20 protein-coding genes and 1 tRNA gene are annotated in these 24,018 nt (G+C 72.3%); 10 read left to right on the top strand and 11 right to left on the bottom strand.

Annotation, left to right across the window (positions count from 1 at the left end; genetic code table 11):
- Positions 1–49 precede the first annotated feature (49 nt).
- The 5 genes from ACTOQ3_RS06300 to ACTOQ3_RS06280 form a co-directional block, all read right to left on the bottom strand.
- Positions 50–799 carry an AfsR/SARP family transcriptional regulator gene (locus ACTOQ3_RS06300; RefSeq protein WP_440082466.1) on the bottom strand — a complete coding sequence of 250 codons (750 nt, stop codon included), beginning with the start codon at positions 797–799 and terminating at the stop codon, positions 50–52.
- A gap of 23 nt (positions 800–822) precedes the next feature.
- Positions 823–918, bottom strand: a tRNA-Sec gene (locus tag ACTOQ3_RS06295).
- Positions 919–931: 13 nt separating this feature from the next.
- Complete coding sequence (locus ACTOQ3_RS06290) at positions 932–2,605, bottom strand: SelB domain-containing protein (RefSeq protein ID WP_440082465.1); 1,674 nt, start codon at positions 2,603–2,605, stop codon at positions 932–934.
- The gene (selA, locus tag ACTOQ3_RS06285; protein ID WP_440082464.1) at positions 2,596–3,882 is read right to left on the bottom strand and encodes an L-seryl-tRNA(Sec) selenium transferase; all 1,287 of its coding nucleotides are present in this window, start codon (positions 3,880–3,882) and stop codon (positions 2,596–2,598) included. The genes ACTOQ3_RS06290 and selA overlap by 10 nt, the downstream gene beginning before the upstream one ends.
- Positions 3,879–4,052 carry a hypothetical protein gene (locus tag ACTOQ3_RS06280; RefSeq protein WP_440082463.1) on the bottom strand — a complete coding sequence of 58 codons (174 nt, stop codon included), beginning with the start codon at positions 4,050–4,052 and terminating at the stop codon, positions 3,879–3,881. The genes selA and ACTOQ3_RS06280 overlap by 4 nt, the downstream gene beginning before the upstream one ends.
- A gap of 70 nt (positions 4,053–4,122) precedes the next feature.
- Between ACTOQ3_RS06280 and ACTOQ3_RS06275 the strand changes: the two genes are divergently transcribed.
- The 8 genes from ACTOQ3_RS06275 (at position 4,123) to pcp (ending at position 14,403) form a co-directional block, all read left to right on the top strand.
- A complete protein-coding gene (locus ACTOQ3_RS06275; RefSeq protein WP_440082462.1) occupies positions 4,123–5,148 on the top strand; it encodes a LacI family DNA-binding transcriptional regulator in 1,026 nt (341 codons plus the stop codon).
- 1,017 nt (positions 5,149–6,165) lie between these two features.
- Positions 6,166–7,617: a lectin gene (locus ACTOQ3_RS06270; protein ID WP_440082461.1), complete on the top strand. Its 1,452-nt coding sequence runs from the start codon at positions 6,166–6,168 to the stop codon at positions 7,615–7,617.
- Between the two features lie 285 nt (positions 7,618–7,902).
- The gene (locus tag ACTOQ3_RS06265; protein WP_440082460.1) at positions 7,903–9,174 is read left to right on the top strand and encodes a YibE/F family protein; all 1,272 of its coding nucleotides are present in this window, start codon (positions 7,903–7,905) and stop codon (positions 9,172–9,174) included.
- Between the two features lie 172 nt (positions 9,175–9,346).
- On the top strand, positions 9,347–10,234 hold the full coding sequence (locus ACTOQ3_RS06260; RefSeq protein WP_440082459.1) for a hypothetical protein: 888 nt from the start codon (positions 9,347–9,349) through the stop codon (positions 10,232–10,234).
- A gap of 43 nt (positions 10,235–10,277) precedes the next feature.
- On the top strand, positions 10,278–11,339 hold the full coding sequence (locus ACTOQ3_RS06255; protein ID WP_440082458.1) for a hypothetical protein: 1,062 nt from the start codon (positions 10,278–10,280) through the stop codon (positions 11,337–11,339).
- A gap of 106 nt (positions 11,340–11,445) precedes the next feature.
- Complete coding sequence (locus ACTOQ3_RS06250) at positions 11,446–13,299, top strand: endonuclease/exonuclease/phosphatase family protein (protein WP_440082457.1); 1,854 nt, start codon at positions 11,446–11,448, stop codon at positions 13,297–13,299.
- Positions 13,300–13,327: 28 nt separating this feature from the next.
- Positions 13,328–13,780, top strand: coding sequence for a thiol-disulfide oxidoreductase DCC family protein (locus ACTOQ3_RS06245; RefSeq protein WP_440082456.1), 453 nt, complete (start codon positions 13,328–13,330; stop codon positions 13,778–13,780).
- A complete protein-coding gene (gene pcp, locus ACTOQ3_RS06240; protein ID WP_440082455.1) occupies positions 13,777–14,403 on the top strand; it encodes a pyroglutamyl-peptidase I in 627 nt (208 codons plus the stop codon). The genes ACTOQ3_RS06245 and pcp overlap by 4 nt, the downstream gene beginning before the upstream one ends.
- A gap of 129 nt (positions 14,404–14,532) precedes the next feature.
- On the opposite strand, the gene ACTOQ3_RS06235 is transcribed toward pcp, so the two are convergent.
- Together ACTOQ3_RS06235 and ACTOQ3_RS06230 are read right to left on the bottom strand one after the other, a co-directional pair.
- Complete coding sequence (locus tag ACTOQ3_RS06235) at positions 14,533–15,579, bottom strand: hypothetical protein (protein ID WP_440082454.1); 1,047 nt, start codon at positions 15,577–15,579, stop codon at positions 14,533–14,535.
- Positions 15,580–15,668: 89 nt separating this feature from the next.
- Positions 15,669–17,102, bottom strand: coding sequence for a glutamate--cysteine ligase (locus ACTOQ3_RS06230; protein WP_440082453.1), 1,434 nt, complete (start codon positions 17,100–17,102; stop codon positions 15,669–15,671).
- Positions 17,103–17,330: 228 nt separating this feature from the next.
- Between ACTOQ3_RS06230 and ACTOQ3_RS06225 the strand changes: the two genes are divergently transcribed.
- Positions 17,331–18,368 (top strand): alcohol dehydrogenase catalytic domain-containing protein, encoded by a 1,038-nt coding sequence (locus ACTOQ3_RS06225; protein ID WP_440082452.1) that lies wholly within the window; start codon positions 17,331–17,333, stop codon positions 18,366–18,368.
- Between the two features lie 32 nt (positions 18,369–18,400).
- Here the strand turns inward: ACTOQ3_RS06225 and ACTOQ3_RS06220 are convergent, their stop codons facing one another.
- Positions 18,401–19,474, bottom strand: a complete 1,074-nt coding sequence (locus ACTOQ3_RS06220; protein WP_440082451.1) for a class I SAM-dependent methyltransferase — start codon at positions 19,472–19,474, stop codon at positions 18,401–18,403.
- A gap of 239 nt (positions 19,475–19,713) precedes the next feature.
- Between ACTOQ3_RS06220 and ACTOQ3_RS06215 the strand changes: the two genes are divergently transcribed.
- A complete protein-coding gene (locus ACTOQ3_RS06215) occupies positions 19,714–21,621 on the top strand; it encodes a S9 family peptidase (RefSeq protein ID WP_440082450.1) in 1,908 nt (635 codons plus the stop codon).
- An 80-nt stretch (positions 21,622–21,701) separates the two neighbouring features.
- Here the strand turns inward: ACTOQ3_RS06215 and ACTOQ3_RS06210 are convergent, their stop codons facing one another.
- The 3 genes from ACTOQ3_RS06210 to ACTOQ3_RS06200 form a co-directional block, all read right to left on the bottom strand.
- Positions 21,702–22,640 carry an MBL fold metallo-hydrolase gene (locus tag ACTOQ3_RS06210; protein ID WP_440082449.1) on the bottom strand — a complete coding sequence of 313 codons (939 nt, stop codon included), beginning with the start codon at positions 22,638–22,640 and terminating at the stop codon, positions 21,702–21,704.
- A gap of 231 nt (positions 22,641–22,871) precedes the next feature.
- Positions 22,872–23,318: a MerR family transcriptional regulator gene (locus ACTOQ3_RS06205; RefSeq protein ID WP_440082448.1), complete on the bottom strand. Its 447-nt coding sequence runs from the start codon at positions 23,316–23,318 to the stop codon at positions 22,872–22,874.
- On the bottom strand, positions 23,315–23,677 hold the full coding sequence (locus tag ACTOQ3_RS06200) for a hypothetical protein (RefSeq protein ID WP_440082447.1): 363 nt from the start codon (positions 23,675–23,677) through the stop codon (positions 23,315–23,317). The genes ACTOQ3_RS06205 and ACTOQ3_RS06200 overlap by 4 nt, the downstream gene beginning before the upstream one ends.
- Positions 23,678–24,018: the final 341 nt, after the last annotated feature.

Raw genomic sequence — 24,018 nt, 5'->3', positions numbered from 1 at the left:
GAGCGACCCGTCTCCACGGGCGCCATACGGGCGCCACACGACCGCCACATCACAAGCTGCCGTCCTCCATGAGGATGCGGTCGTGCAGGATCGTCAACGTGTGCGAGGGCCCGACACCGATGCGCTCGACCAGGGCCGCCCGGCAGTCGTGGTAGGCGAGCAGCGCGTCGGCCCTCCGTCCGCTCTTGTGCAGGGCCAGCATGAGCTGCGCGCGCAGGTCCTCCCGCAGCGGGGCCCAGGTGACCGCGATCCGGAGCTGGTCGATGGCCTCCTCGTACGCCCCCAGCCGGACGCACGCGCCCGCGAAGTCGCTCACCGCGGCCATCCGGCGTTCGTTGAGCTGGGTGGCCGCGTTCCGCAGCGCCTGGGAGCTGTCGGCGAGGTCCTGGAGCGCGGCGCCGCGCCACAGGTCGAGCGCGTCCCTGAGCAGGCGGGCCGCCGAGGTGTCGTCGCGCGCGCTCAGGGCGGCGGCCGCGGCCGACCGCGCCGACTCGAAGTCGGAAAGGTCGAGCCGGTCGGCGACGTCGGTCACCCGGTACCCGCCGGGCACGGTCTGGATCGAGACCCCCGAGCAGGCCAGGCCCTTACGCAGGTCCGCGACGTACGTCTGCAGGTTCCTTCGCGCCGACGGCGGGGCGTCCTCCCCCCAGAGGGCGGCGACGCAGCGGTCGGTCGAGACCGCATGCGGCGAGTCGAGCAGCAGGAGGGCGAGGAGCTGGCGATGTTTGATCCGGGTCACGGCGAGATGGCTGCCGTCCGGTCGATGGATCTCGAAGTGCCCGAGCAGGAGAAATCTCATGAAGCTCCAGCCGACTCTGGGAGTGGCGGAGACGGACGGGAATCGAACCCGCCGCGCCGAGATCCTCGGCGCCACCGGTTTTGAAGACCGGGAGGGCCACCAGGCACCTGCACGTCCCCGATGGTAACGCTATCAAATAAATGTTCTGGAGCCAGAGTTGTCCTGGCGTCTGGTGATGCCCAGCAGGTCGAGGTGTTCGAGCAGCGGGATGACGACCCGGCGGCTGGTGTTCAGCGCGATTCGCGCCTCGGCCGCGGTGAAGGGCCGGGGCAGCCGGGCGAGCGCGGTGACCGCCTCCTCCACCGCCCCCGGTGGCAGGACGACGCCGGGCGCCAGGCGGACCAGTTCACCGGCCGCCTCCGCCATCGCCAGGGCGCGCGGGTCGAGGCCCAGCTCCGCGAGCCGGCCCGCGTCCGGCGCCGCGAACGGGTTGGCCGCCCAGTCCCGCCTCAGTTCGGCGACCGCGGGTGTGGCGGCCGGGGGGACCAGCCGTCCGCGCATCCGGCGTATGGAGGTGCCTTCGGCCAAGGCGTCGACCAGTGACCGGTCCGGCAGGCCGAGCAACCGCCGGGCCGTGTCCGCCGCCATCCCCGGCCGCGCGGCGACGACCTCCGCGAGCCGTTCCCGGAGCCTCTCCCAGTACGCCGGATCGGCCACCCACTCCCCCGCGACCGGTTCCACCGCCACCGGTGTCCCCATGGCGGCCAGCTCGTCCCGCCGGGCCAGGCCGCGCCGCCGCAACTCCGCCATCCCGTCCGGCCGGCCGGACATCCCGGCGAGCTCGGCCGCCCGCGCCCTGGCCGCCCCCCTTCGCCGCAGCTCAGGCGGGCGGACGTCGAGCACCACCGCGCCCCATACCCGGCGGCTGCCGGGATCACGCAGCAGCGCCCGGTCGCCGACGCGCAACGGAAACGGGCGGGCAGGCGTCACCCGTACCGTGTCGTCGCCGAGCGAACGCAGGCGCGCGGGTTCCGCCGCGGTGCCGATGTGCCAGGTCACGCGCTCCGGTGGACGGCCCTCGCCGCGGATTCGCAGGTCGGCCACCGGCACCTCGAGCCAGCGGTCCGGTGTCAGCAGCGCGTCCCCGCGCCGGGGGTGCGCGCCTCCGCGCAGGTTCACCGCGACCCTGGCGGGGGCGCCGACCTCGGCCCGAGCCTCCTTGAGACTGTGCAGGCCCCGGACGCGCACGTGGTCCGTCCCGATCCGGAGCCGGTCCCCGACCCGGATCGCGCCCGCGCCGAGCGTCCCGGTGACCACGGTTCCCCGCCCTTCGACGGTGAAGGCGCGGTCGATCCAGAGGCGCACGTCCGCCGCCGGCGCCGCTTCGGGTGACGGGAGAGAGAACAGCAGGGCCCGAAGCTCGGGAAGGCCGCGCCCCGTGACCGCGCTCACGGCGGTCGTCGGCACGTCCGCGAGGCCGGTACCGCGAAGCCGGTCACGGCAGTCGGCCAGCACCGGCGCGGGGTCGGCAAGGTCGGAACGGGTGACGGCGAGCACGCCCCGGGTGATGCCGAGCGCGTCGATGATCTCCAGGTGCTCCTGGGACTGCACGGCCCAGCCCGCGTCGGCGGCCACCACGAACAACACCGCCGGGACCGGGCCGACCCCGGCCAGCATGTTGCCGACGAAGCGCTCGTGGCCGGGCACGTCGACGAAGGCGAGGCCGCCGGTCCACACGTACCCGAGATCGATGGTCAGCCCGCGCCGCCGCTCCTCCGCCCACCGGTCGGGCTCCATGCCGGTGAGCGCCCTCAGGAGAGTGGACTTCCCGTGGTCGACGTGCCCGGCGGTGGCGATCACGAGCACGCGGCCACCACCGCGAGGAAGAGGTCCCCGTCGCGTTCCGGCGCGACCGCCCGCAGGTCGAGCAGGCAGCGCCCGCCCTCCACCCGGCCGGCCACCGCAGGGTTCCCCGTCCGCAGGGTTCCGGCCAGGGCGGCGGCCACGGCCACCGCCGCGCTGGGCAGCACGACGCCGGGTGCTCCCCCGCCCCCGACGGCCGCCTCGGTGTCCACGGCCTCGGCCTTCACGCCCGCCTCGGCCAGCCGTGCCGCGAGGACCTCGGCACGGCGGCGCAGTACGGCCGGGTCTGCGCGCAGGGCGTCACGGGCCGGGTTGGCCGCGTGGGTGAGCGTGGCCTCCACGGCCGCCAGGGTCAGCTTGTCCACCCGCAACGCGCGGGCCAGCGGATGGCGGCGCAGCCGCTCCACCACATCGGCCCGCCCGAGCAGCAGCCCGCACTGCGGGCCGCCGAGCAGCTTGTCCCCGCTGGCCGTGACCAGGTCCGCGCCCGCGCGCAACCAGGTCGCCGCGTCGGGCTCGTCCGGCAGCAGCGGCTCCGGCTCCAGCAACCCGGAGCCGATGTCGGCGACCAACGGCACCCCCAGCCCGGCCAGGTCGCCGACGGACGGTGTCGCCGCGAAGCCCTCGATCCGGTAGTTCGAGGGGTGCACCTTGAGCACGAAGCCGGTCGCGGGCCCGATCGCGCCGGCGTAGTCGGCCACGGACGTGCGGTTGGTGGTGCCGACCTCGCGCAGCCGGGCGCCGGTGGACGCCAGCAGCTCGGGCAGCCGGAAACCGTCGCCGATCTCGACCAGCTCCCCCCGGCTGATCACGATCTCCCGCCCCTGGGCCAGCGCGGTCGCGGCCAGCACCAGCGCCGCGGCGTTGTTGTTGACCACGTGTGCCGCCTCCGCGTCCGGGACGGCCCGCGCGAGCGCGGCCAGCGCCGCCCGGCCGCGCCGCGCCCGGCGGCCGGTCTCGAGGTCGAACTCGACATCGGTGCTCCCGCCCGCGGTACGGATGGCCTCCAGGGCGGCCGCCGAGAGCGGGGCCCGGCCGAGGTTGGTGTGCAGGAGCACCCCGGTGGCGTTGATCACCTCACGGGGCCCGTCGCCCGGCAACGACCGCAACACCTCCTCAGGGACGTCCGAGGGACTGATCTCTCCGCCCCTCGCCCGTCGCTGAGCGGCCTGGACGGCCCCCTTCACTCGATCACGGCCCATGCGCGCGACGAACGGCGCGAGGCGGGGATCGTCCAGGACCGCATCGGTCCGGGGAATGTAGCGACGCGAGTCGATCACAATGAATCGGGATATCGCACTACGCCGATCCGCGCAATGATTCCGATCGTCGAATCGATTCCTCGAATCGATTCGACGAGGAGTGAGCCGGCCTCGCGGCCCGCGTCGCCGGGGCCGGTGAAGCCGCAGGGCGAGCGGGTGTTCGCCGAACCCTCGCCGGTCGTCCTCACGGCTCCTCGCGGTGAACCGATTCGATCTAATATGTGGAAGCGTCGTGGTCGGTCCATCTGAGGAGTGCCGGTGAACATCGGAGAGATCGCCAAGCGGTCCGGCGTGTCACGCAGCACGGTGTCGTACGCGCTGAGCGGCAAGCGGCCGGTGGCGGAAGGGACCCGGCAGCGCATCCAGGCGGTCATCGACGAGCTCGGCTACCGCCCCAACGCCGCGGCCAGGGCACTCAAGGAGGGCAGGACGCGCACCATCGGCCTGGTCATCCCCCCGGCCAGCCGGCGCCTCACCGACGTCCAGCTGGGCTTCGTGGCCAGCGTGGTCGACGCCGCCGCGCGCGCCGACCTCGACATCCTGCTCTCACCGTCCGGCGGCGAGCACGACCGCTCGTTCGAGCGCGTCGTCACCGGTGCCCGCGTCGACGGGGTCATCCTCATGGAGATCCGGCTGGAGGACGACCGGGTCACCCGCCTGCGGCAGACCGGACTGCCGTTCGTCGGCATCGGCCACACCAGCCGGCCCGACGAGATGACCTGGGTGGACATCGACTACGAGACCCTGATAGCCCGATGTGTCCGCCATCTCGCCGACCTGGGTCATCGTCACATCGCCCTGGTCAACCGCTCGGCCGAGCTCGTCGCCGCCGGCTACGGCCCCGGCCATCGGGCACAGCTCGGCTTCACCGACGCCGTCGCCGAGCGCGGCCTGGAGGGCGTGCAGGTCTGCTGCGCCGACGACGCCCAGGCGGGACAGACCTGCGTCGAGAAGCTGCTGGCCGCGCACCCCGAGCTGACCGCCATCGCCACCGTCAACGAAGCCGCCATCCCCGGGATGTACCGCGCGCTGACCAGCGCGCGCCTGACCGTACCCGGCGACTTCTCGATCACCGGGGTCGCGGCCCGGCACTGGGCGGAGAACCTGCACCCGCCGCTCACCGCCGCCGACATCCTGGCCGACGAGCTCGGCGCGCACGCCGTCGACCTGCTCATCCAGCGCATCGCCGATCCCGGCCTCCCGCATCGCCACCTGCTCGTCGCGCCGCCGATCTCGCTGCGGGAGACGACCGGACCGGCGCGCCCCCGAACCGGCCGCGTCTGAGCCGCGGGCACGGCGCGCGACGTGCCGTCGCGGGCCGCGTGGAGGACCGATCGGTTCGGCGTCACGGCCGGTGACGCGGCGGGCGAAGGTGGTCGCACGGTGGTTCCTTCGGGGGTGGGGGGTGGATCAGGTCACGCCCTCCTCAGGGGGTGACGCCTTCCCGAGGTGGAGACCGTCGTCGAACGGGGAGGTGTACGACGGCGGCCGGCTGCGCAGATCCGGCCACGAACGCGAAGCGCCTCCACATCCCGCTCATGTGATCCAGCCGTGGAGGCACCGGAAGGAGCACTCCCTCCCGGAACCTCGCTACCAATTACGTTCCGACTACCTGTGCTCGTCAAGGCCTTAAGCCTGCTTATTTCACAACGAGCACATCGAGATTCGGGCCGTGGTTAGCTGTTTCCCGCTTTCATCTGCGATGATGTCCGCCGTAGGCGGCCTGCACCGACCATTCCCGAATGAAACATTCACATGTGTCGTACTGATCGGGCCCGCCCGATCCGCCGTGAAGGCGACCTCGGCAACCACCGCGGCGAGATCCGGCAGCGCCTCTTCTCCTGCCCCGACCCCGGCCGGTCATCGGCCACAACGGAACCCGAACCGGTTCGCTCCCAACGCGTTCGGACGGGTCGTGAGCAGGCGAGCGGGACGGGCGAACGTTTCTTCGGGCCCCGGCTCCCGGCGAAACGCGGGCATCACCGGCGAGAGCCCACCGGAAGAGAATCCGGCAGGCAGCCGGGCGGAACTGAGTCTTGACAAGCGGTCCGACCGTCGTATGTGCTTCGCTGTACACCACCGCCTCCTCCTCTCCCGGTGGATTCAGAACCCTATCGAATCGATTCGCATTCGTAGTGGCGACCGGCTTCCCGACGAGCCCTGTGGTCTTCCGAGCGCGTCTGTCTCCGCCAGGCCCTACTCCCAAGGAGCACGACAATGCAGGTTCCCCCCATTCCCTTACCGGGCCGCATGGCGCGTGGACGGCGCTCTCGAACGGCCGTCATCGCGTCTGTCGTAGCGGTGCTGACGGCCCTCCTGGCCACCGGCCTGACCTGGTGGGCGCCGGCCTCGGCGGCGACCACGCCGCTGATAGGCACGGCGTCGGGCCGGTGCCTGGACGTCTCCGGCGCCTCGCAGGCCAACGGCGCCGCGGTGAACATCTGGGACTGCAACGGGCGGCCCAACCAGCAGTGGACCTCGACCGCATCGGGTGAGCTGCGGGTGTACGGCAACAAGTGCCTGGACGTGAACGGAGGCGGGACCGCCGACGGCGCCGCGGTGATCATCTGGGACTGCAACGGCCAGAACAACCAGAAGTGGCGCCTGAACGCCGACAACAGCATCACCGCGGTCGGCAGCGGCAAGTGCCTGGACGTCTCCGGCTACGGCACCGCCAACGGCACCAAGGTGCACATCTGGACCTGTCACGGCGGCACCAACCAGAAATGGAGCACCGGAGCCCAGCCCAGCCCGACGCCGACCGTGACCCCGACGCCGCCTCCGCCCGGCGCGCGCCCGTGTGACATCTACGCCTCGGGCGGCACGCCGTGCGTGGCCGCGCACAGCACGACACGGGCGCTCTACGGCGCCTACGCCGGCAACCTTTACCAGGTCAGGCGCTCCTCCGACAGCACGACCCGGAACATCGGCGTCCTGACCGCGGGCGGCGTCGCCAACGCCGCGGCGCAGGACTCGTTCTGCACCGGCACCACATGCGTCATCACGGTCCTGTACGACCAGTCCGGGCGGGGCAACGACCTGTGGTACCAGGGATCCAGCGTGGTCCCCGGCTCCCCCCAGAGCAGGCCCGCGACCGCGACCACCGAGTCGCTCACCGTCGGCGGCAACAAGGCCTACTCCCTCTACATCAACCCCGGCAACAGCTACTGGCGGGACGGCCACCTGACCGGCGTCCCCACGGGCAGCGCGCCCGAGGGCATGTACATGGTGACCAGCGGCACCCACGTCAACAGCGGCTGCTGCTTCGACTACGGCAACAGCGAGACCACCAGGAAGGCCGACGCCGCCGGTGCCATGGACGCCATCAACTTCAGTACCCAGTGCTGGTTCGGCGGCTGCTCCGGGACCGGCCCCTGGGTCCAGGCCGACCTGGAATGGGGTCTGTTCCCCGGCGGCAGCCAGGCGTGGAACCCCAACCAGCGGGCCTTCCCCCACAAGTTCGTCACCGCCACGCTGAAGAACAACGGCACGACCCGGTTCGCGATCAAGGGCAGCAACGCCCAGTCCGGAAGCCTGTACACCCTGTACGACGGCCAGCTCCCCAACGGCTACAGCCCGATGAAGAAGCAGGGGGCGATCATCTTGGGCAGCGGCGGCGACTGCTGCAAGCCCGACGGCGGCGCCAACCTCAGCGCGGGCACCTTCTACGAAGGTGCCATGGTCGCCGGCTACCCCACCGACGCCACCGAGAACGCCGTCCAGGCCAACGTGATCACCGCCGGCTACCGCTGACCCGTCCCAGGAAGAGACCCTCACCCGGCCCGCACGCCGGCCCCCTCCCCAGCGGTGGCGGGGTGGCCGGCGTGCGGCGCTCAACCTCACCCGCGCCCCACCCACGATGCCGGAGTGCGAGGCGAACGGCAGTGGTCGGCCGCCGGCCCGGACGGATGCCCCTCGACACGCCATCGGGGTGTCGCCGGTGTGACGGGGATCCCCGTCACACCGGCGTACGGCCGCACGATCACCTTCGCGGTGCGGTACTTTCTCCTTCACCGTCCGAGGAGAGCTCTTTCGACCATGGGTGCCAACCACTCACACGGCCCGGCCGCCCCCAGTTCCCGTGGCACGGTGTGGGCGACACTGGCCGTCATCGTTCCCCTGGCGCTGGCCACGCTGACCGCCCTGATCTGGCTGTGGCCCCCTGAACTCACCTCCGCCGGCGGGCCGCCGGCCGGCCTGCAGCGGGTGACCGGGACGATCACCGCCGTCACCCTCACCCCGTGCCCGCAGGAGCCGCCCGCGGACGGGCAACCCCCCGGCCGGCAGCCGCCGGCCGACCCCGCCACCTGTGGCGACGCCAAGGTCGAGCTGACCAGCGGGCCACAGACCGGCCATTTCATCACCAGTGGCCTGCCCAGCGGGCCCGGCTCGCAGAAGTTCGCCGCGGGTGACGACGTGATCCTGGTCCACACCCCCGGCGGCGAGCTGGAGGTGCCGCCCTACCAGATCTCCGACCACGACCGGTCCTCCCCGCTGTGGCTGGCCGGTGTCGCGTTCGCGGCGGCGGTGATCGCCTTCGGCCGCTGGCGCGGGGTGATGGCGCTGGCCGGGCTGGCCATCACGTTCGTGCTGCTTCTCCTGTTCGTCATCCCGGCGATCCTGACCGGGCAGCAGCCGCTGCTGGTCGCCATCGTCGGCGCCGCGGCGATCATGCTCGCGGTGCTCTACCTCACCCACGGCTTCACCGTCCCCACCTCGATGGCCGTGATCGGCACCCTGATCAGCCTCAGCCTGACCGGCGTGCTCTCGTACGCGGCCATCGGCATCGCCCAGCTCAACGGGATCACCGACGAGAGCTCGTTCTACCTGGACGTCAGCTACCGGATCAACACCGAGGGCCTGCTGCTGGCCAGCATCATCATCGGCTCGCTCGGCGTGCTGGACGACGTCACCGTCACCCAGGCCGTCACCGTCACCGAACTCGCGCACGCCAATCCCGGCTACACCTTCGCCCAGCTGTACCGGGCCGCCGCCCGGGTCGGCCGCGCCCACATCGCCTCGGTGATCAACACGATCATCCTCGCCTACGCGGGCGCGTCCCTGCCGCTGCTCCTGCTGGTCAGCGTCGGCGACCAGCCCATCGGCGAGGTGGTGACCAATCCGGTCATCGCCACCGAGATCGTCCGCAGCGTCGTGGGGACGCTGGGGCTCATCGCGGCCGTCCCGATCACCACCGCCCTGGCCGCGCTGGCCAGCGCCCGGCGGGCCACCCCCGACCACCAGCCACTCGCCACGGCGCGCCACCGGCGGCGGACGGACCCCTTGACCGACTCCGTCACCCGTTCGTAGCGGCCGGCCTCCGGAGCCCACCCCCCTCCCACCTGGGACGATCTCCGGGCAATCATCGGGATCATCTTTTTGGCACGCGATACTCGATGATGGAGAGGCACCATGTAAGGACGCATGACCCGAAACATGGTTAATCGCTATGCTCGTGAAACACGGCAAAGGGGGCGAGCCTGTGCAGCGCGTGGTGGTCGATCCTGAGGTGCCCAGGGATGTCGCCGAGCTCTTCCGCCGGAACGGTCCGCTGCTCTACCGCCTCCGCACCGGACGCCCGCCCAGGGACCAGGACGACCCCAGGATCCCCGGAGTGCTCATAGGGGTCTTCAGCGGGACGGTGGCTCTCGCGGCGGGTGGCCTCTTCGCCCTCGGCGCCCCGCTCTCGGCGGCCGTCCTGCTGCTCACCCCGCTGATCGGCCTGTACCTCTTCATCCTCGGGGTGGTCTACCTCGTGAGGAAGCCCTCGCCCGCCGACTCCGTCGAACGGGTCCTGTACGCGCACGCGCGGCACTGGCAGGGGCGCTTCCTGATCCTGGAGGACTTCGACCACAACGCCAGGCACCTGCTCGGCCGGGTCCAGCGGGCGATCGACTTCGTCGTGCACTCACGGGTCAACGCGATGGGCATGCTCGACAGCGTGCGCAACTCGGTGATGCTCCCCGCCGAGGAGTGGGAGATCGCCCGGCTGCTGACCAAGCTCTCCGCGCTGCGGGCCAAGCACCACAGCCTCGCCAGGGGAGGCAGGAGCCCCGAGGTGGTCGCGGCCATGGCGCCGCTGGAGCGGGCGCTGGCCGCCAGCGAGGCCGCCGTCCTCGCCAGGGTGGAGGCCCTGGAACGCTACGCGGGTCACGTGGCCGACGCCGAGCGGGCACTGCGCGCCCAGGGACAGATCGAGGTCCTGCGAGCGCACCTGCCCGAGTACGAGCAGCTCGTCGCCGAGACGGGCGCCGCCAGATTCTCCGGACCGGAGATCGGGCATCTCAGCGACGACGCCGACATGCTTCGGCGAGCGCTCCGCGAGAGCGTACGCTCGGCGCACGAGGCGTTCCGCCATCTCGACGGCTGACGTGAATGTGATCGAACGGAGGGCCGAGCCTGTGCGGCGAGTGGTGGTCGATCCTGAAGTCCCTCCCAAGACCGCCGACCTGTTCCGCCGGCACGCGTCGATGTTGTCACGCATCCGCGCCGGTTGGAGCCCCGAGCCTCCGCCGCCCAACTCGCGCCTGCCCGGACGGTTCCTGAACGTCGGCGGAGGGGTGGCCGCGCTCTTCCTGGTGTGCCTGATGTTCCTCGCCGATGTCGGGCAGCTGCTGTTCTTCATGCTCGCGCTGCTCGTCTTCGTGGTCTTCGTCGGCCTGCTGGCCGCCCGCGAGCCGGCGGAGCCGGAGACCATCGAGCACGAGCTCTACCGCGAGGCCCGCTGGTACGAGGGCCGCTACCTGCTTCCCGCCGAGGACTTCGACTACAACGCCGGGCAGCTGCTCGACCGGACCCAGCAGGCGATCGACTACATCCTGCGCTCGCGGGTCAACGCGATGGGCATGCTCGACAGCGTGCGCAACTCGGTGATGCTCCCCACCCAGGAGTGGGAGATCGCCCGGCTGCTGACCAAGCTCTCCGCGCTGCGCAACGAGCACCACGAGTTCGTGTACGGCGGCAGCACGCCCGAGGTGGCCGCGGCCATGGCGCCGCTGGAGCGGGCGCTGGCCGCCAGCGAGGCCGCCGTCCTCGCCAGGGTGGAGGCCCTGGAACGCTACGCGGGTCACGTGGCCGACGCCGAGCGGGCACTGCGCGCCCACGAACAGATCGAGGCGCTTCGCGCGCGGCTTCCCCGCTACGAGGAACTGCTGGCGGAGTCCGGGGCGGACGCCTTCGCCGTACCGGAGATAGGGAGGCTGGCCGAGGACGCCGGTCACCTCGAGCAGGCGCTGCGCGACAGCGTCCGCTCGGCGCACGAGGCGTTCCGCCACCTCGACGGCCCTGCCGCCACTCCCCCCGGCGGTCCCGCGCCCTTCGCGAGCGGGTTCCCCACCCCCTCCGACCGGCCTCAGGGCCGGGGGGACGGATCTCCCGCCCCCTCCCCCCGCGGGCCCGCCGATCCTTCCGGCGCGCCTCCGTCCCCCGGAGATCCGTCTTCTCCCGGAGACGTGGCGGAACCCCCGGGCCGCTGAGACACCGCGGTGGGGCCTTTCGGGGCCCGGCGCCGGTCCGGGCGGGCCTCGCCCTTGTCATGGATCGCGAAGAAGGCGAGGATAGCTCGCGTTCTTTGGAGGTAGCATGCGGATCCGCCTGGATGTGGCCCTCGGCGTGGTCGTGCTCGTCGACGTGCTCCGGGTCTTCCTGCCGTCGCTGATCACACTCTTCGGCCGGGCGGGAAGCACCCCCGCGGAGATGATGGGCCTGTACGCCGTCTCCTGGTTCGTGCTGGCCTTCCTCGCCGTCCCGCTCGCCAGGTCCGTCCGGCCGCCGCTGATCGCCCTCGGCGCCGCGGGCCTGCTGCTCCTGTCCAGGCTCGCGCTCCAGCTGACCGGCGGCGGGGACCCGCAGCTGTACGTGGCCAGCCTGGGCCTGCTGGCCGGGCTGGTCTGGCTGGTGGCGATCGCGATGAGCGGCATCGACGCCCGGCCGGTGATGGGCGGGTTGATCGTCGGCCTGGCCGCCTCCACGGTGATCCACGCGGCGCTGGACGGCATCGACCTGATGTGGCGGCCTGGAGCGGTCCCGTGGATGCTGCTGCTGGTGGAGCTCCTGCTCTTCTGCGCGTTCACGGTCCGGGCCGAACCCCCCGACGAGGAGTACTCCGGGGCTCCCCGCGCCTGGCTGGCGGTCGGACCCGCCCTGCTGCTCTGGGGTCTCTACACCGGCAACACCGCGCACGCCCAGGCGGCGACCGACTCCGCCCAGCAGGCCGCCACCGTGATCGTGGCGGCGTTCGCGGTGGTGTCGGCGGCGCCCGCCGCGCTGCCGGTGCTGCGCCGCCCGCTCCTGCCCGCGGTCGCCCTGGTGGCCTCGGCGGTGGCGTTCACGCTGGGCAGGGCCACCGTGGACGGTGTCCACGGTGTGGCGCCCGGCTGGACGATCGTCGCGCAGATCGTCGGCCAGGTCGCGCTGGGAGCCTGCCTGGCGCACGCCGCGGCGACCTTCGGCCGGGACCGGCCGGCCCGGCGAGGGCTGGCGGCGGCCGGGGGGATGCTGCTGTTCGTCGTGTTCGTCTTCGGCTACTACGCCGCCTACGACCTCTACCTGCCCAACGGGTGGGTGCCGGTCTGCGCGGCGCTCGTCGTCGCGCTCCTGGGCGTGGCGGGCAGCGCGGGCCTGCCGCGCCGTTCCTACGACCGGCGGTTCGCGGCGTCCGCCGTGGCCGCGGTCGCGCTGGTGGCGGCCGTTCCCCTGTGGCAGGGCACCCCGCCCCGCTGGGAGGCGCCGGGCGACGGGCTTCGGATCGCGGCGTACAACATCAGGATGGGCTACGGCGAGTCCGGCAGGCTCTCCCTGGAGCGGCAGGCCGACGCGATCAGGGAGCTGCGGCCGCACGTGGTGGTGCTGAGCGAGGCCGACAGGGGCTGGCTGCTCAACGGCGGCCACGACGGGGTACGGCTGATCGCCGAGCGGCTGGACATGCACTACATCTGGGCCCCGGCGACCGACGAGGTCTGGGGCGACGCCCTGCTCACCACGCTGCCGATCACCACGGTGAGGAACCACGTGCTGGTCCAGGGCGGCCCGACCGGCGCCCAGGCGCTGGAGGTCGGGCTGCGGTGGCAGGGCCGGGACATCACCGTGATCGGCACCCACCTGCAGCCTCCGCCGGGGTGGCGCGAGCTCGACCAGGTCGAGCAGCTCGGGGGGATCGTCAGGAACGCCGCGAAAGGCGGCACCCCGGTGGTCGTGGCCGGTGATCTCAACCTCCAGCCCGGTGACCCCGCCTGGCGGGCGCTGACCGGTGCGGGCCTGACCGACCCCTTCGCCCCGGTGAGGCCGTTCAACACCATCCCGTCCCTGAGCGGTCCGGCCGAGCAGATCGACCACGTGCTCGTCACCCCGGGTTTCACCGGAAAGGACCAGGCCAACCCGGATGTCCCGTACTCCGACCACCGTCCGGTCGCGATCACCCTGGTCGCCGGGCCTTGATCGAGCTCCGCTGGGTAATGTCAGTCGCATGACGGGACAACCTGTACTGGTCTTCGACGGCGACTGCGGTTTCTGCACGACGAGCGTCCGGTTCGCCGAGCGCCGCGTCGGGGTGCGCGCCCGGGTCGTCCCCTGGCAGTTCGCGGACCTCCGGGCGCTGGGCGTGACCCGCGAGCGGGCCGAGCGCGAGGTGCTCTGGGTCGAGAACGGCCGGGTGTACGGCGGGGCGCAGGCGGTGGCCAGGCTGCTGATCTCCGCGGGTCTCCCGTGGAGCCCTCTGGGGCTCGTGCTGCGGATCCCGCCGTTCCGGTGGGTGGCCCGGGGGATCTACCGGCTCGTCGCCGCCAACCGTCACCGCCTGCCGGGCGGCACCCCCGCCTGCGCCCTGTCCTCGCGGCCCTCGCGGCCCTCGCGACCCTCGCACTCCGGGCCCGCCGGCTCCCCGGTGATCTCGGCCCCCGCGCCTTCGGAGCACCGATGAAGGGCGTCCTGCTCACCGGGTTCGAGCCACTCGACGGCGCCGGCAACCCGTCGTGGGAGGCGATCAGGCTCGTGCCCGGGGTGCGTACCGCGCTGCTTCCCTGTGCGTTCGGCGGGGCGCTGGAGCACCTGCGCGCGGCGGTGGCGGAGCACGATCCGGCGGTGGTCGTGTGCGTCGGGCAGGCCGGAGGGCGGCCGGACGTGACGGTGGAGCGGGTGGCCGTCAACCTCGACGACGCCCGCATCCCCGACTGCGCGGGACACCGGCCGATCGACGAGCCGGTGGTGCGCGGCGGCCCCGCCGCCTACTTCTCCACCCTGCCGGTGAAGGCGTGCGTGGCGGCCGCGCGGGCCGTCGGGGTCCCGGCGAGCGTCTCGCAGAGCGCCGGGACGTTCCTGTGCAACCACCTCTTCTACGGCCTCATGCACATGATCGCCACCGAGAGGCCGGCGATCCGCGGGGGGTTCGTGCACGTGCCGTTCAGCCCCGAACAGGTCCTGGACGACGCCAGGCCCTCCATGCCCGTCGCGGTGGTCGCCCAGGCGCTCACCGCGATCGCGACCACCGCCGTCTCGGTCTCCCTGGGCGGCGACCTCCGCCTGGTCGGCGGCTCCCTGCACTGAAGGCCCTTCGTGGTGGCCGGCCCCGGGGTCCGCGCCGGGGGTGACCTCCGCCCGGTCGCCGGCTCCTTCCGCTGGGAGCCGCCGACGGGGTGCCCGGTACCGGCCTGCCCGGTTCGGCCGTGCGGCCCCTCAGAGCGGCACGCCGTACACCGTGCGACGGCCCGCGAACTCGCTCACGCTCCACAGCGTCCTCCTGTCGCGGACGCAGGTCAGGTCCTCCGGGCCCACCGGGTAGGGCCGCCTGCGCACCGTGTCGCCGACCACGATCAGGGTGCCGTTCCCGGTGGAGCCCGCGGTCTGGCTGAGATACCAGGTGCCCTCGTGGGAGAGCGCGCCCTGGATCTTGCCCGCCGGCAGCGCGTGGGCGTCCACGGCCTTCACGACGCCGCCGGCGGGGGCGTTCAGGATTCCCGCCTCGGTCAGCGGCCAGCGGGCCACCCGTCCGACCGTGCCCGCGGTGTCGACGTACTCGCCGGAGATCAGGGTGTCGGGGGCGGTGCTGCGGTCGACGGCGGCGAAGGAGAAGCGGACGGTGCCGCTGGTGGTGGTCCAGGCGTCGGTCTGCGGCATCACGTACCGGTAGCCGAACGCCTCGTACACGTCGCCCTTCCTGCCGATGGTCTCCGTGCCGTCCCCGTCGATCTCGAAGATCTGCCGGGTGTCGAAGACCCGCAGGCCCCGGGTGGTGTCGGCGACGTACAGCAGGTCGCCGTACCAGGCGACGCCGCCGGCGTGGATGTTGATCGGCGCGATGTTCCCGTCGGCGCCGGCCCGGACGAGCAGGACGTGCCGGTAGCGGAGCGTCGCGGTGTTCAGGAAGCTCAGGCGCACGCCCCGCTCGGCCCCCGACTCCGGCGTGTGGTACCAGCTCACCACGAACGCGCTCCCGCCGATCCCGGCGTCGGAGGCGCAGGTCAGGCCCTGCGGGTACCACTCCCTGGTGGCGTTGTCCCCGGCGTCGAAGCTGTACCAGTCGACCGGTTTCGGCCTCATCGTGGCGAACGCCCCGGCGCCGGCCGGTCCCTTCCTGACCATGACGCGGTTGGCCCTGGCCAGGACGGTGTCGAGGGGTACCCGCTTGAGCTCCTTCTCCAGGATCTTGATCCCGGCCGCGAGGCCGCCACCGTCCCGTTTCAGCCCGAACGGCTCCGCCGACACGGCCTTCATCTGACTCATGAGGGGTCTCTCCCTGTCCGGTCCCGCCAGGATCGGCGGATCAAGATACGGAGTTCATGAGTATGCCGGTACTCAAATCCCTTTTGTAGTTAGAAAGGCCAGGTGTGGACGGGCTCCCCGGCCAGCGACAGCTCCCGGTACCGGCTCACCACGCGCGCCGCCGCGGCCTGGTCGCCGCCCTCGCGGGCCAGCGCCTCCCGCTGCCAGATGGCGCCGGTACGGCGGCGGACGACGCGTTCGCGCACGATGTCCAGCGCCCACCGGGTCTCGTCCGGGTCCACGCCCATCCTGTCGAGCCCGGCCTCGGCGACCGGGAGCAGATCCAGGGCGAGCCGCTCGGCCGGTATCTCCTCGCTCAGACCCGGCCAGCTCATCGGCGCGTTCAGACCGTGGATCGCGGCGCGGTAGAAGTTGCGGTAGGCCCCGGCGAAGGGGAACTCCTCCACCGGCCGGACGGCCAGGGCGGCGGTCAGCCCGAGCAGGAACGCGCTGTTGGCCGCCATGTCCGGCGCGCTCGGCCCCGCGGGCAGGGCGCGCATCTCCACCCGCAGGTGGCCTCCGTCACCGGGGTCGTAGACCGGCCGGTTCCACTGCCACACGGTGCCCTGGTGCAGCCGGAGCTCGGCCAGCGCGGGGACGCCGCCCGGCGCCTCCTCCACCGCCGAGGTCATCGGCAGCACCGGCTCGTAGTCGCGGACGCACGTCTCGAACATCTCCTCGATGCTCCGCACCCAGCCGGAACCGAACCCCACCCGGCGGTCTCTGCGGTCGAGCCGCTCCACGTCCCGGTCGTCGGCGGCCTCCTCGAACAGCGCGATCCTCGTCTCCTCCCACAGCCGCCTGCCCAGGAAACCGGGAGAGTTCCCGCTGACCGCGAGGACCGGGCCGATGGCCAGCTGGGCGGCGTTGTAGACGCGGGCGAAGTCGGTGGGGGTCGTGCGGAGATGGACCTGCCAGGAGGTGTTGGCGCTCTCCAGGATCACCCCCTCGACCTCCAGTTCCAGCAGCTCGACGCCCTCGACGCGCACCCGGAACGGCTCCGTGCGCAGCCGCCGCATGCCCCTGGCCAGCGCCCGGTAGCGGCCCTCGCCGCTCAGCGCCTCGTGGGTGAAGTCGAACTCGCTCAGCGACGGCAGGATCCCGATCGCCACGGCCTGCCCGCCCTGGGTGGCGGCCGCCGCGTCCACCACGGCCATGATCTCCCGCATCTCGCGCACCAGGGCGCTGAACGGCCGCCCGGCGATCGGCAGCGGGGTCAGGTTGGCCTCCAGGTTGAACCTGCCCAGCTCCAGCGTGAGCCGGCCGTCGTCCGCGGCGGCCTGCACCTCGTGGTTACGGGGAAGCGGCCGCCCCTCGGGGGTTATGAGGAACATCTCCAGCTCGGCTCCGATGGTCGCGGGACCGGCGCCGAAGCCAGGCCTCGCGAGCACCTCGCGGAGGGTGTCGAGCTGCTCCGCCAGTTTCGCCCTGAAACGGAGGAACTCCGCCTCGGAGTAGCGGTCCTTGTCGACTTTCTGCCCCATCACACCGTCCGATCCGTTGACCCTTGTGCCCTCCCTCTCTCCCAGGGTGCCCGTTCTAATCAGAACCTGCCGCCACCGGCGGCGCTCACGGGGTTGCCGGAGGTCGTACGGCCTCCGAGGCGGCCCGGGGCCGCCCGTCCGGACCGGCGCGTCGGCAGAATAGGCTCACCGGCCAGACGGGCCTGCCGGCGGAAGGCGCCGGGGGCCGGAGCGAGGGAGTGTGCGCGGATGCGAGCGGTGGTCTTCGACGCCTTCGGGGCCGAGCCGGAGGTCCGGGAGGTGCCCGCCCCCGAGCCTCCTCCCGGCGGAGCGGTGATCCGCGTGGAGGCCACCGGGCTGTGCCGGAGCGACTGGCACGGCTGGCAGGGCCACGACCCCGACATCCGGGTCCTCCCCCACGTGCCGGGGCACGAGCTCGCCGGGGTCGTCGAGGCGGTGGGTTCCGGCGTCGCCTCGTGGCGGCCCGGCGACCGCGTGACCGTCCCGTTCGTCTGCGCCTGCGGGTCCTGCGCGGCCTGCCTGTCCGGCGATCAGCAGGTCTGCGAGCGCCAGACCCAGCCGGGGTTCACCCACTGGGGTTCCTTCGCCGAGTACGTGGCCGTCCACCACGCGGACGTGAACCTGGTACGCCTCCCCGAGGAGATGGCCTTCGCCACCGCCGCCGGCCTGGGCTGCCGCTTCGCCACCTCGTACCGCGCCGTGACCGCCGTGGGCCGGGTGCGGCCGGACGAGTGGGTGGCCGTGCACGGCTGCGGCGGCGTGGGACTGTCCGCCGTCATGATCGCCGCCGCGGCCGGGGCCCGGGTGATCGCCGTGGACGTCTCGGCGGGCGCCCTGGAGCTGGCCAGGCGGTTCGGCGCCGTCGCCTGCGTCGGCGCCGAACCGCCCGAGGCCGACGTCGCCGCGCGTGTCAGGGAGCTGACCTCGGGCGGCGCCCACGTCTCCATCGACGCCCTCGGCGGTCCCGGGACGTGCGTGGCGTCGATCGAGAGCCTGCGCCGCCGGGGACGCCACGTCCAGATCGGCCTGCTGCCCGGGCTCACCCCGCTCCCGATGGGCCGGGTGATCGGCTACGAGCTCGAGCTCCTCGGCAGCCACGGCATGGCCGCCCATGCCTACCCGGCGATGCTGGAGGCCGTCGCCGACGGCACCCTGAGCCCGGACGCCCTGGTCACCCGCTCCATCGGCCTGGACGAGGCGGGAGCCGCGCTCGCCTCGATCGGCTCCGTCCCCGGGGTCACGATGATCCTGCCGTCCCGGAGCTGACGGGTCCACCGGGCCCTCGGTTCTCCGGGGGGTCAGGTCAGGCGGCGGACCTGGAGGCCGGCGCCCCACCTGCCGACGGCCTCGTCGTCGGCGAAGGCCAGGGCCCTGAGCATGTTCCCCCCGTCGCTGATCTCGACGTTGCGGCGCAGGCGCCGGCTCAGCGGCTCCGGCAGCTTGGTGGTGCTCGCCTCGATGGTGTCGCCGTAGAACGGGGCGAAGGCCACCCCGGCGAATCCTGTGCGGCGCAGCAGGGCCGGTACGGTCTCGGCCGAGTAGAACATCAGGTGGTTCTTCGTGAAGCCGTTCCAGCCGCTGCCGTACGCCTTGAGCTGCAGGGAGGCGGCGTTCACGGTGAGGACGAGCAGCACCCCGCCGGGGGCGAGCAGGGCGCGGAAGCGCCTGAAGTCGTCGAGCGGGCGAGGCAGGTGGGCCAGGACCGACCAGAGGGTGATGACGTCGAAGCCCCCCGCGGCGACCTCCGGGACGTCCTCGGGGGCCCCGAGGTGGGCCCTCGCGCCGGTGAGGCGCTCGTTGGCTGCGGCCACGGAGTCGGGTGAGAGGTCGATCCCGACCGCGTCGAAGCCGCGCTGCTCGGCGAGCTGCAGGAAGAGGCCGGTGCCGCAGCCGAAGTCGAGCAGCCTGCGCCCCTGCCCCGAGGAGAAGACGGGGCCGAAGGCGTCCATGGTCAGCCGGTAGCGCCGCTGCCGGTTGGCCGCGTACTTCCCGGTCAGGAAGCCGCTGTAGCCGGTGGCGTACAGGTCGCCCAGCCGGTCGGGCCGGATGTTGGGGTTGCGGTAGAGGAAGCCGCACGCCGGGCAGCGCACCACCCGGTAACTCCACCCCCGCCCGTCGCCGGCCGGCTGGAACATCGGCTGCTGGCGTGTCTCCCCGCACAGGTGGCAGGTGACGAACTCCTCGATCTCCCCCAGGGATATCCGTTCCCGGTAGTCCTGGAACCTCATGACGGGGGCCCGGCGAATTCTCAGGCGCCACTGGATCTCGCGGGCGAGCCTTTCCCCGGGGCGGACATAAACCCTCTGCCCCCAGGGGACCTGGTCGTAGCGGGAGCCGTACACGACCCGCGAGAACGTTCGTTTGACGGACACCACGGCCATCCCTTCACCAGGACCTTCCCGAAACGGAGGGTTCTTATCAAAAGTGACACGCCCCCATCAATGACTCAACCGTTGTTCCGTATCAGCACCTTCAGATATTCGAAGGGTCCGGACAAATAACTCCCTTCTCGAAAAGGACATAAAGCAATACGTATGCCATTCCTACCAGAGACGACATAGCGCTTTAAATGCCCTTATCAATGATTAAATGGGTGATAACGTGGTTGACCATGCGCCCAGAAGACCTCGCCCTGCTCAACGTCCCCGGCAGTGTCACGCTCCACGGCGACCTCCTCCTCGTCGACGTGGCCCGGCCCGACCCGGAGGCCGACGCCTACCGGGGAAGCCTGTGGCGGGTGCCGCCGGACGGTCCGCCCGTCCGGTTCACCTTCGGTGAGCGCGACAGCGCGCCGCGCATCTCCCCCGACGGCGCCTGGGTGGCCTTCCTGCGCGCCGGCGGCGACGGCGACGGCGCCCCGCAGCTGCACGTGATGCCCACCGGCGGCGGCGAGGCGAGACCGGTCACCGATCTGCCGCTGGGCGCGGGCGTCCCGGCCTGGGCGCCGGACTCGCGCCGGATCGCGTTCGTCGCCCGGGTCGCCGAGCCCGGCCGGTACGGCACCGAGGAGGGGGTGAGCGCCGCGGCCGAGGCGCCCCGCCGGATCACCGGACTGCGTCACCGGACCGAGGGGGTCGGCTTCACCTTCGACCGGCCGCAGAGCCTGTTCGTGGTCAACGCCCTCGCCGACGTCCCGCGGCCGGTACGGCTGACCGAGGGGCCCTACGACGTGGAGTCCCCCGCCTGGACGCGGGACGGCGAGCACGTGCTGGTCTCGGCCCCCCGCGACCTCGACGGCGAGAGCCTGCACACGGACGTGTACGCGGTCCCCTCCGGCGGGGGTGCCCCGATCCTCGCGGTGCGCAGCGACGGCTCCGCCGAGCATCCCGTCGCCCTGCCGGGAGGGGAGGTGCTCTATCTCGGTACGGAGTTCTCCGGCATCGACGCGGTCGCCCGCAACGCGGGCCTCTACCGCGCGCCGCTGCGGATCGGCGGTTCCGGCGAGGCGGCGGCCGGGACCCGGCTGACCGAGGAGGAGTCGGTGGACTGCGAGCCGCTGCCCCCCGTACCCCGGCAGGACGGCGTCCTGGTCGCGGTGCGGGTGCGCGGCGCGGTCGAGCTGCGCCTGGTCCCCGCCGGCGCCGTCGGCACGCCGCTGGAGAAGCTCGTCCTCGTCCTGGGTGAGCGGGCGCGCGTCAAGGCGTTCACCACCTGCGGAGAGCGGATCGTCGCGGTGCTGTCCACGCCCGCGAGCCCCGGCGAGGTGGTCACCCCCGACGGGGCGCTGACCGACTTCTCGGGCCCTCTTCCCGGGATCAGGCCGCTGCGCGAGATCACCGCCGTCTCCGCCGACGGCTACCCGGTTCACGGCTGGCTGGCCCTGCCCGAGGGCGACGGGCCGCACCCGGTCCTGCTGAACGTGCACGGCGGCCCGTTCCACCATCACGGGTGGGCGTTCCTGGACGAGACCCAGATATACGCGGGCGCCGGGTACGCGGTGGTCCTGCCCAACCCGCGCGGCTCCTGCGGGTACGGCCAGGCGCACGGCCGGTCGGTGGTCGGCGCGCTGGGCGGTGTGGACGCCGACGACGTGCTCGCCCTGCTGGACGCGGCGCTGGCCGATCCCGCGTGCGACGCCGAGCGGGTGGGCGTGATGGGCGGCTCCTACGGCGGCTTCATGACGAGCTGGCTGGCCGCCCGCCACGGGGAGCGGTTCAGGGCCGCCTGGAGCGAGCGCGCGGTCAACGCCTGGGACTCCTTCACCGGCTCCTCCGACATCGGCTGGTACTTCGCCGAGGCCTACTGCGGCCCCGACCCGGAGGCCCAGCGGGCGATGAGCCCGCTCTACCAGGCCGGCCGGATCACCCTGCCGTTCGCGGTGGTCCACTCCGAGGACGACCTCCGCTGCCCGGTCGAGCAGGCGCAGCGGATGTTCGTCGCGCTGCGCCGCAACGGCGTCCCCGCCGAGCTCCTGCTCTTCCCCGCCGGGGGACACGAGCTCACGCGCGGCGGCCGTCCGAGGCACCGCCTGCAGCGCTTCGAAGCCGTCCTGGAGTGGTGGTCGCGCCACCTGTCCTGACGTCGGCGCACGAGAGCCGGTGAGCCCGGGGCCCCGGGACCCGTGGGGCCGGGTCCCGGCGCCGGCCGGGACGAACAGGATCAGGCCAGGCAGGTCAGGGGCTTGCCACCGTTGTATTCGATCATCTCCAGCATCGCGGTGAACAGGTCGATCGGCTCACCCGGGGCCAGCCCGTCCAGCTCGGCGTAGGCCCGGTGCAGGTTGCCGACGATGCGCTCGGGGTCGAGCAGTCCCGCGTACTCCCCGAGGTCGGTCTCGCGCGCGGTCTCCAGCGGGGACAGCCCGGCCTGCCTGCCGCGTTCGGCGGTGGCGAGCACGAACCGCAGATAGCCCTGCACGTGGTCGATGATCTCCGGGCCGCACACCCCGCCGTGTCCCGGGACGATCGTCTCCGCGCCCAGCGCCCTGAGCTCGTCGAGCGCCGCGATGGACCCGGTCACCGAACCCATCATCACGAACGGCGTGCCGCCGTTGAACACCAGGTCACCGGAGAACAGCAGCGACCGCTCGGGGATCCACACGATCGAGTCGTTGGTCGTGTGGGCCGGGACGCCGATGTGCCGTACCTCGCAGCGCAGCTCGTCGGAGTGGACGGTCACCCCGTCGGTGTAGGTGAGGAACGGCGGACGGGCCTCCAGGTTGCCCCAGTCGACCTCGGTCCAGGCCAGCTTCAGGTAGTCGGGGATCCCCTCGGCGAGGATCATCTCCCTGGTCCGCTCGTGCCCGACGATCGTCGCCTCGGGGAAGGCGGAGTTGCCGAAGGTGTGGTCACCGTGGTGGTGGGTGTTGACCAGCGTCGTGACCGGCCGGTCGGTGACCGACCTGATGGCCTCGCGGTAGGCGAGCGTGCGGCGTTCGGTGGAGCAGGAGTCCACACTGATCACTCCGCGGCTGCCGACGAGGAAGCCCGTGTTGTTGATCCACCAGCTTCCGTCGGGCTGCAGGTAGGTGTAGATCCCGTCGGAGACCTCCTGGACGCGCGCCGGAGGCAGGGGATGGTCGTGTCGCGATGAACTCATACCTGGGATTGTCGGGCCTGTACCCACCACTAGTCATACCGAATGGGGTCTTTTGGGGTCTAAAGCCCGATTTCATCGGTAAAAATGCACGCTCGCCGCCCGGCCATCACGATCTTCGTACGGGCGGGGCGAGACAGGGCCCGGACGGTCGCACCTCGCCGGGACCGAAGGGCGGGAAGTACGGCTCGTCGAGGCGGATGACCCGGAAACCGACGTTCTCCGCGGCCCGGCTCAGCCGGATCCGACGTCCCCGCCCCCCGCCGCCGGGCCGGAGAAGGGCAGGGGACAGCACGGGCTGGTCGCGCAGGCCACCAGGTCGTCACACCCGGCCTCCATCGCCCGGACCAGCGACTCGCGGATCGACAGGAGATCGGCGATCTTCCGTTCCACCTCGGCCAGCTTGTCCCCCGCCCGCGCCCGCAGGCCGGTGTGCGCCGCGCCGTGACGGCGCCCGGCCACCTCGACGAGTTCCGACACCTCGTCCAGAGTGAACCCCAGGCGCTGCGCCACCTTGATCACCCGAAGCGCGGTCACCGTCTCCGGCGGATAGAGCCGGTGGCCGCCGTTGCTGCGCGGGGGCTCCTCCAGCAACCCGCGCCGGTGGTAGTAACGCAGCGTCTGCGCGCCGACCCCCGCCGCCTCCGCCACCTCCCCGGTGCGGAGCCACCCCCCGTTCACGAGGACACCCCCGGCGCCGCCGCGAGCGCCCGGGCCGACAGGCCGTCGAGCACCCCGCTGTGAACCGCGGGAACCTCCACGTCCAGCACCAGGTAGTCCCGGTCGCGGGTGAACGTGAAGGTGAAGAAGGAACAGCACGCCGTCTCCCGCGCCGCGAGGTCCCGGACGCTCTCCTCCAGCCGGTCCACCCGGTCCGTACGGTCGTGCGCCCGGGGGCCACCGCGCAGAGTGAGCCGCAGGCGAGTCGGGCTCACCCGCTCCAGCCCGTCCAGCGCCGAGGCGAACAACGCGTCGAACTCCGCCACCCGCAGGGGCCGCTCCCCGGTGGGAAGCACGCATTCAGCCGGTATCCACTCCATGAACCCTCCCGGGGCGAGGCGCCCGGCTCCGACGCGGGCGGCCCCACACCCCGACGGTAAGCCTGTACCGGGGTACCGGATGCAACCTGCGGATCACCGGCCCTCTCCGCGGCAGGGGGTCCAAAGGCGCAGTCACCCAGGTCCAGGAGGACGCGATGATGTACACCCATGCAGTACGTGACACCCACAAGCGTGTCGATCACGAGAATCCGCCATGCCCGACTCGCCGACGGTCTTCCCCGAAAGGATCTCGAAAGGTCCACAGGCATCACATGTCTGATCTTGATTGGCGGCGGCCGACGAGAGCATGATGCACACGCGTTTAACAAAAGGGCATCTCG

Source organism: Streptosporangium sp. LJ11, from assembly GCF_051918945.1.
Classification (GTDB): domain Bacteria; phylum Actinomycetota; class Actinomycetes; order Streptosporangiales; family Streptosporangiaceae; genus Streptosporangium.
This window is presented reverse-complemented; position numbering and strand designations above follow the sequence as displayed.